The 3,599-nt window shown below is 46.3% G+C and carries 3 protein-coding genes and 1 pseudogene; 3 read left to right on the top strand and 1 reads right to left on the bottom strand.

Annotation, left to right across the window (positions count from 1 at the left end):
- Positions 1-136: 136 nt before the first annotated feature.
- Positions 137-754: pseudogene (locus RIG66_RS26420) on the top strand (hypothetical protein); the annotation flags it as partial.
- A gap of 101 nt (positions 755-855) precedes the next feature.
- Positions 856-2,259: an MlaD family protein gene (locus tag RIG66_RS26415; protein ID WP_446381929.1), complete on the top strand. Its 1,404-nt coding sequence runs from the start codon at positions 856-858 to the stop codon at positions 2,257-2,259.
- Between the two features lie 204 nt (positions 2,260-2,463).
- Here RIG66_RS26415 and RIG66_RS26410 read toward each other — a convergent pair whose 3' ends face one another.
- A complete protein-coding gene (locus RIG66_RS26410) occupies positions 2,464-2,769 on the bottom strand; it encodes a DUF3288 family protein (RefSeq protein ID WP_446381927.1) in 306 nt (101 codons plus the stop codon).
- A gap of 436 nt (positions 2,770-3,205) precedes the next feature.
- On the opposite strand from RIG66_RS26410, the gene psaC reads away from it, so the two are divergent.
- Positions 3,206-3,451, top strand: coding sequence for a photosystem I iron-sulfur center protein PsaC (gene psaC / locus RIG66_RS26405; RefSeq protein WP_071777200.1), 246 nt, complete (start codon positions 3,206-3,208; stop codon positions 3,449-3,451).
- Positions 3,452-3,599: the final 148 nt, after the last annotated feature.

Raw genomic sequence — 3,599 nt, 5'->3', positions numbered from 1 at the left:
ACTCAGGTAGTTCTCCCCGTGCCGGAGCAAAAGGGGCAAGCCGGGAGCCTCTGCCAAACTGCTGTACTCGACATCATAGCCAAAACCAGGCGAAGCCTTCCCCCTTCATCGGATTTCCACGACCCCTGAATCCTTACGATTACCCAATAGTGGTGCGAAAACATGGCACTTCTATAGAAAGGATAATCGCTGGGTTGTTGCTGTTCAATTCACGCCCGCAGCGGTGGAGAAAGTTAGCCGAGAAATTCAGGACGGTGCCCTGGGTATCGATCAGAGTCCGATTCTGTGCGAACGCTTAGATTTTTCGACAAAGAAAGCTCAATTACGAGAGCGTGGAAAAAAATATGCTCGAATGCTTTCTGCCTGGGCATACAGTCGTTTTTATCAAATTTTGTCATCGATTTTATCCAACCGAGGAATAACTCTTTCTTTGTGCAATCCAGCTTACACGAGTTTGATTGGATTGGTTAAATATAGTCGGATGTATGGACTATCATCTGATGTGGTAGCGGCTCTGGCAATTGCCAGAAGAGGAATGAAGTATAGTGAGAGATTGCCGCGCTCTGTGTCCGCCTATCTCGGAGTGAATCCGAGAAAGCACGTATGGAGCGCTCTATATCAATTTAATAATTTTATTGGTCGATGCCCTGTAGTCAATCGTAGACACGATTACTATAGTGTCTCTAACTGGGAACCGTTGGTTAAGGCTGATGTCGAGCAACAATGCCGGGTATCAGCCAAGCGTCAGCGTTAACGGTTATCGACCAAAAGTTACACCGTGGACTTATACCAAGGCAGAATTACTTATGGGTAGGTTTGTCTAGGTTTTTAGAAGCGGTACAGTGAGGAGAAACCATGCGATCGCGAACCATTCGAGAAGGCTCCGTTGGCTTATTAATTCTAGTTGGACTAGCTGTGCTTGCTGGCTTGGCTGTTTGGATTCGGGGTTTGAAGTTTGGCGATCGCAGTTACAGCTTTGTCGTCAACTTTCCTAACGTCGCTGGGATGAAAGAAGGAGCCACCGTGCGCTATCGCGGGGTTGATGTGGGCAACATTACTGATATTGAAGCCACAACCAACGGCGTTGATGTCACCATCGAAATTGCATCAGAAGACTTAGTGATCCCAGAAGATGTTGCCATTGAAGCCAATCAATCGGGTTTAATTGGTGAAACCTCGGTAGATATTACTCCACTCCGGGAATTGTCCACTGATATCCAGTCGATGGAACCTCTAAGTTCTGAATGCAATTCGGATGTGATTATTTGTAGTGGTGAGCAGATTCAGGGTGAGATTGGGGTTAGCTTTATTGAACTTCTCCGCAATACTGAGCGCTTAACCACCATCTATACCGATCCGCAATTTTTTAATAACATCAACACTCTCGCCCAAAATGCCTCCCTCGCCGCCAGTGGTATCGCTCAACTTGCGGGTGAATTATCCTTATTATCGCGTTCGGTGCGTCAAGAAGTCGGCGGATTTTCTCAGGCGTCTGATGCGATTACCACAGCGGCTACCCAGACAACTCAACGCATTGGCGATACAGCGGATCAATTTAGTCAGACAGCCGTGCAACTCAATCGATTAATTGCCTCAACGAATGATTTAGTCAGCAGAAATCGAGCAGTTTTAGTCGGAACGTTAACCAGTGTGGGTCAAACCAGCGATCAGTTGGGCGTTCTGTTAAGCGATTTGAGACCAACCCTAGAAAATGTCAACACGACGATTGATTCAGTAAATGCACAAGTTGACCAAGCGGATGTCAGCACCATCATCGAAAACGTTGAAACCGCCTCCGAAAATTTAGCGACTCTTTCCGCTAATGCGGCTGAGGTATCTGCTGACTTACGCGATATCTCCAATTCCCTGGACAGTCCCAGCACTGCTATCGTCTTGCAACAGCTATTAGATTCAGCACGGGTAACCTTTGAAAATACGCAAAAGATTACATCGGATTTGGAAGATTTAACGGGTGATCCGGCGTTCCGTCAAAATCTCAAAGAGTTAGTCAATGGACTTAGTGAACTTGTTTCTTCCACGGAACAATTGGAACAGCAAATTGAGGTAGCACAAGTTGTAGAAGCCGCCAGTTCTGAAATTACAACGGCGGCGGTTCAGGTAGTGGATAAATCCCGTGAGCTTAATCCAAAATCCATTGATGAGGAGTTGGCTGAGTCTAAACATAAACTGAATCACCATCACCATATCCTGGAAAAATTGCCGCCAATTCCTAAAAAGTCAGTGGCGGATACGGATTAAGGAGAGCTGGGGGAGCTGGGGGAGCTGGGGAAGCTGGGAGAGCAGGTGAAGATGGGGAAGTTAACTCAAAACTTTACCTTACCTGTTAACTGTTACCTGTTAACTGTTACCTGTTAACTGTTAACTGTTCCCTATTCCCTGACAAATGACGAATGACGAATGACGAATGACGATCTCAGCCGTTAACTTGTATTGTCCTTAATGTTAAGTCCAGTCATCTTGGCTCTCGACAGACTTGGGTTGCTTGTAAACATGACCCTGGCTGTGGATGTGACGGGTTAACTCAAATAACTGTTCTTCTGTCAAATTCCACTGCTGGAGAACCCGTTCAAGCCCCTGTTGAATTTCCCTAGCGCCAGGAAACCGAAAATAGCGAATCCGTAATCGCGCCAATTCTGTCAACTGGTAATCCGTCGGATCTGCTTTGATTTCCAAGAGACGATCCACTAGGGCGCGATCGCTCTTTTCTTGGGGATGTTGTTGGTCTTTGTTTTCTAAGATTGATGACATAATTGTACTTGACTTTTTTGCCGTTATTCTCTATGTGTCCGCTTTAAATTACCCGCAAATGTTACAGAGTTTGAAGTTCTGTAACTTAATGCTCAAACAGATGAGAGCGCTGCGGTACACTAAGCCTTAATCCATTGTCTGTCTTGCTGCGATCGGCGAGAATACTCCTGTCATAATCGTTGATTAGACGGCGAGAGCGATCGCCCGTGTGTGAGCAGATCCATCTGCAATAATAGATTGCGTACTGTCACAGAACCTACCGTTAACTTGAATAAGGGATAACGGGGGCTTGTCAAAAGTTGGGACTGTGACCACCTTACCTGAGTCATCAGGTAAACAGTATGCCATTAGAATCCCTGACTATCCTTAATTAGGGTTAGCGTGGGGAGGATATCTAAATCAATCACCGATAATTCTCGTTTGGAGTCGTTATTCTATGTCTCATAGCGTCAAAATTTACGACACTTGCATCGGTTGCACCCAATGTGTACGGGCTTGTCCCCTCGATGTGTTGGAGATGGTACCCTGGGATGGCTGTAAAGCTAGTCAGATTGCCTCGTCTCCACGTACTGAAGATTGTATCGGTTGCAAGCGCTGCGAAACCGCTTGTCCGACTGATTTCTTGAGCGTTCGGGTTTATCTTGGCGCTGAAACCACCCGCAGTATGGGTCTTGCCTACTAACGGTGTTATGAACTACCCAGACCTACTTCGTTGAGGTCTGGGTTTCTACAACCAGACCAATAGGTTTGTGTTTCTGACGCTTCGCTTGTCCTAGTTGCTTCATGCTTCCCGTTTGCTTGCGCTGACGAGTTTCTGAAGTAGAGCTAGA

Origin of the sequence: Coleofasciculus sp. E2-BRE-01, assembly GCF_040221695.1 — a bacterium.
Lineage (GTDB): Bacteria > Cyanobacteriota > Cyanobacteriia > Cyanobacteriales > Coleofasciculaceae > Coleofasciculus.
This window is presented reverse-complemented; position numbering and strand designations above follow the sequence as displayed.

Bases quoted from the DNA above. Each gene is read 5' to 3' on its own strand.
- RIG66_RS26415 (WP_446381929.1), top strand. From the start codon at position 856: ATGCGATCGCGAACCATTCGAGAAGGCTCCGTTGGCTTATTAATTCTA.
- RIG66_RS26410 (WP_446381927.1), bottom strand. From the start codon at position 2,769: ATGTCATCAATCTTAGAAAACAAAGACCAACAACATCCCCAAGAAAAG.
- psaC (WP_071777200.1), top strand. From the start codon at position 3,206: ATGTCTCATAGCGTCAAAATTTACGACACTTGCATCGGTTGCACCCAA.